Consider the following 4403-nt stretch of genomic DNA (forward strand, 5'->3'; position numbering starts at 1 on the left):
ACCGCGCCTGCGCGTCCACCGCCCGGTAGGCGCTCTCGCCGCCGTTACGCTCGATCTCCCGCGAGATCGTCGAATGATGCCGGCCGAGAGCCTTCGCGATGAAGCGCGCCGACCGGTTCCTGCTCAGCTCCCGGGAAATCAGCTCCCGATCCTCGACTGTCAACTGCTCCCGCCGGCCCATCCACCATCCAGCCGCTCGACGCCGTCACGATCATCCTATCGGGGTGTCGCTACGACCGTTTGACCCCGCCGCGCGGGCCTTTCCGATAAGCCGCGAGCGCGGAAGCTCGTACGGAAGCGTAACGCCTCGAAGGAACCGGTCCACTGGGTGGACCAGGAGATTTTCTCGGTCACCTCGACTGGCTAGGCTCAGGCGGGACGGCATCGGACCGCCGCAGGCCCGAGTACCGGTGAGGAGACGCGGGTGGGAATCCTGGCAGTGACCACGGCAACGGCGGAGGCCGCGAAGGCGGTCGCAGAGATCTGGGGGAAGCTGAACACCTCAAGGACCTGCCTGCTAGAGGTGACCAACAGCACAGATCAGGTGCTACGGGTGGCTGGCGATTCGCACAGCCACGGTGGATTCGCCGAACCGCCGAGCCTGGAGATTCCGGCGAGGACCACCGATGTCTTCGGCTCGCAGAGCAAGTCCGGCAGCGTCATGACCGGTACCGAGGGTACGGTGATCTACCGGGTCGGCGATCTTCCGACCACGCTCCGGATCAGCTGGGACAATCCGTTCACCGGCAGCAACACCGGCAGTGCGACGCTTGAGGGTGAGCAGAGATTTGCCTTCCATGCGGGCTGCGTGGTCGGCGCGGGAAACTCCGCCCACCTGAAATACGAACTCCGCCCGGTCGACATGCACGGGCACGCGGTGTACGGCGGGATTCTGGAGAGGTGGGCCGGGCTGAGGTACTCGGACGGCCCGCTCGGCTTTCCGGTCAGCAACGAGGAGGGCGTGCCGGACGGGGTCGGCCGCTACGTGACGTTCGAGCGGGGGATCATCTACTGGCATCCCGATCCCAATGTAGGAGCGCACGCGGTCTGGGGCCGAATCGGTACCCGCTGGGAGCAGCTGGGACGTGAGCAGTTCGGTTATCCGATCACCGACGAACTGCCGACCCCGGATGGGCGAGGGCGCTACAACCACTTCCGGAAGTTCGCCGCCGACGGGCATGTCTACGACGCGTCGATCTACTGGACGGTGGCGACCGACGCGCACGAGATCTACGGCGCCATTCGGGCGAAGTGGGCCAGCCTCGGATGGGAACGGAGCCGACTGGGCTACCCGGTCGGGGCTGAGGAGGACTACCAGGGCGGGCGGCTGCAGCGATTCCAGTCGGGATCACTGTTCTGGAACGGCCACGACGTGGAGGTCCGCTGATGACGCCGGGGGAGACCGCGCCCGCCGGGTCGGCCCGTATGTCGGCGCCGCGCCGGACGCGCCCGCGCCTGGCGATGATCCTGAGCGTGGCGACGTTGGTCACGCTGGGAGCGTGTGGTTCGTCGCATGACGACCACGAACTGATTCCCGATCCCGGTCCGGCTGTCAGTACCACCACCGATCCGGCGTCCGGCTCGGTCCCTGGAGCCACCCGCCACACCGGCTCGAGGGGTGGATCCACGACCTATCACCTGTCGGTCGTCGTCGATGACGACGGCGTGGTCACGGTGGGGACGGCTCATTGTCCTCCGACGTGCACCTACCCGGTGCGCGCCGGGCAGCGGATCACGCTCGCGGCGGATCCCATAGAGTCTTTCGTCCGGTGGGAGGTCACCGGCCCAGGGCGCGGCCAGGACACCTGCACGGGTTCGCAAGAGCGTGAATGCACCATCACGTTCATCGGCGACACCACCGCGCGTGCCCGCTTCGGGCCCGACGACACCCCCAGCCCGGAGGACACCCCCAGCCCGGAGCAGACGCCAACGCCGGGTTCCAACGGGCGCGGGGAGCCGGGGACGTCGTCGACACCTCAGCATGGCTGAGGAGGACCGGGTCTTTCTCAGCTACGCGGAGGCCGACCGCGAGTGGGTCGCCGGCTATCTCACGCCCGCCCTCGGGCTGCGCCCCGACCAGGTGATCACCGCCGACGGCTTCCCGCCGGGCGAGCCGATCGTCGCCGCGTTCGAGCAGGCGGTTCTCGGCAGCCGCGCCACCGTGGTGGTGCTGACGCCGGCCTACCTGACCGACAGGTGGGCTGCCTTCGGGGAACTGCTGGCCTCCTACCAGGACGTCACCGCCGGTGGCACCTTCGCGGGCGGCGCCACCGCCACCGCGAAGGTCGTCCCGGTGCTGAGGGAGCCCTGCGACATCCCGCCGCGTGTCGGCTTCCGGGTTCGGCTCGATTTCACTGATCGCCGCCGCTGGGAGGCGCAGGCCGCCCGGCTGCGTGTCCTCCTCGCCCAACCGCCACCAGTTGGCGAGGAGATCCGCTGCCCCTACCCGGGTCTGGTGCCGTTCGACCGGACGCACACCCGGTTCTTCCACGGTCGTGATCGCGAGATCTCCGACCTGCGCAGGAGGGTGCGGGCACAGCCTTTCACTCTCGTGATCGGTCCGTCGGGCTCGGGCAAGTCATCGCTGGTGCTGGCAGGTCTGGTGCCCCGGCTGGGCGCCGGCCCGGACCGGTGGCTGGTGCGGACGCTGCGTCCGGGCGTGACACCGATGGCGGCCCTTGCGGGCGCGCTGGACGTCAGGCCGCCCAGGTCGGGCATCGAGCTGTCGGTGCCGGTCGCGGCTGCGGTCGACGGTCTGCTGGCCGGCCAGACGGTGTCGGAGGGCCGGCTGCTGCTCGTCGTCGACCAGTTGGAGGAGATCTTCACTCAGGCGCCGGCGGACTCCCGGGAGGCCTTCCTGACCACGCTGGTCGAGTTGCGCGCCGTCGAGTCCTGCCGGGTGGTCGCGACCATGCGGGCGGACTTCTACCCAGAGCTGATGGAGAGCCCGCTGTGGCCGCTCAATCTGGGTGAACGAGTCGAGATCGCGCCGCTGCGCGGGGTGCAGCTGCGCGAGGCGATCGTTCGGCCCGCCGCCGATGTCGGCGTCCACGTGGACCGGGGCCTCGTCGAGCGACTCATCGCCGACGCGGCGGAGGAGCCCGGGTCGCTGCCGCTGGTGCAGGAGACGATGGCGACGTTGTGGGAGGAGCGGGCCCGTCGGCTGCTCACGCTCACCGCCTACGAGCAGCTCGGCTCCGACGGGCGCGGTGGCCTCAGCGCCGTGCTCGCTATCCGCGCGGACGGGCTGTTCGCCCGGCTGACGCCGGCGCAGCGTGCGGTCGCCCGCCGCGTTCTGCTGCGTCTGGTTCAGCCGGGCGACGGCCGTGGTGACACACGTCGCCAGCAGCCGGTGTCCAGGTTGCGGGCTGTCGACGAGGACGAGGCATTGTTCGACACCGTCCTCGGCCGGCTGCTCGACACGCGGCTGCTGATCCCGAGCAGTGATGACAGCGGAGGCGACCAGCGCGTCGACCTCGCGCACGAGGCGCTCATCGCCGGCTGGCCAACGTTGCGCCAGTGGATCGACACGGCCCGCCAGGACCTGCTCTTCACTCGAACCCTGGCCCATGACGCCGAGCAGTGGTCCAGCGGTGGACGAGATGACAGCGGCCTGTATCGGGGAGCCAGGCTCGCCGCCGCGATGGACTGGGCCACTGCCAACAGCACGGAACTCAACCAGCTTGAGCGGGACTTCCTCCACGCGGGTCATGCGCACGAGGCACGGGAGATCGCGCAGGTGCGGCGGACCAACCGGCGGCTCGGGCTGCTCGCGCGGGGGCTTGCCGCCTTCCTGGCACTGACGCTCGTCGCGTCGGGGCTGGCGATCGCGCAGTCGGTGCGGGCCGGCAGGCTCGCCGACCGCGCCGCGGCCCAGAGCCGTGCCGCGCTGTCGCGCCAGCTCGCGGCGCAGGCGGTCGCGGCCCAGCCCAGCCAGCTGTCCCGAGCGCTCCTGCTCGCCGCCCAGGCCTACCGGGTCGACGACACGACGCAGGCCCGCAGCGCGCTGCTGTCTGTTCTGCAGAACAGTGACCCACGCTTGGTCAGCGTTCTCGCCGCGGACGTCGCACCTGCGGTCGATCCCACCGGCGTCGGCGAGTCGGTCCGCGCGGTCGCGGTCAGCCCCGACGGGAAGACGGTCGTGACCGGCACCGAGGACGGCACGGTGACCTGGTGGGACGGCGGCCGCCACCGCACCGGGGGTGCCACGGCCAGTGGCCAGCGGGGTGCGATCCAGGCGTTGGTGTTCAGTCCGGACGGCCGGATGCTCGCCTCGGGCAGCCTCGACGGCACGACACAGGTCTGGGACGTCGCCAGCCGGCGTGCACTCGGACCGCCGCTGCGTGCCGGGCGGGGTGCGGTGTGGGCCGTCGCGTTCGGTGCGGGCGGCGCGGTACTGGCGG

At 70.5% G+C, this 4403-nt stretch carries 4 protein-coding genes; 3 read left to right on the forward strand and 1 reads right to left on the reverse strand.

Annotated features, from left to right (window positions below):
• Window positions 1-181: helix-turn-helix domain-containing protein (locus tag AC08OO_RS22670; RefSeq protein WP_476619054.1), on the reverse strand; the 181-nt coding region annotated here is incomplete at its 3' end.
• Between the two features lie 243 nt (window positions 182-424).
• Here AC08OO_RS22670 and AC08OO_RS22675 point away from each other — a divergent pair.
• The 3 genes from AC08OO_RS22675 to AC08OO_RS22685 all read left to right on the forward strand — a co-directional run.
• Complete coding sequence (locus AC08OO_RS22675; protein ID WP_476611652.1) at window positions 425-1387, forward strand: LGFP repeat-containing protein; 963 nt, start codon at window positions 425-427, stop codon at window positions 1385-1387.
• A complete protein-coding gene (locus tag AC08OO_RS22680; RefSeq protein ID WP_476611653.1) occupies window positions 1387-1989 on the forward strand; it encodes a hypothetical protein in 603 nt (200 codons plus the stop codon). The genes AC08OO_RS22675 and AC08OO_RS22680 overlap by 1 nt, the downstream gene beginning before the upstream one ends.
• A partial coding sequence (locus tag AC08OO_RS22685) for an nSTAND1 domain-containing NTPase (RefSeq protein ID WP_476619055.1) occupies window positions 1982-4403 on the forward strand: 2422 nt, incomplete at its 3' end. The genes AC08OO_RS22680 and AC08OO_RS22685, both read left to right, overlap by 8 nt.

The organism is Frankia sp. CeCAU1 (genome assembly GCF_977971845.1).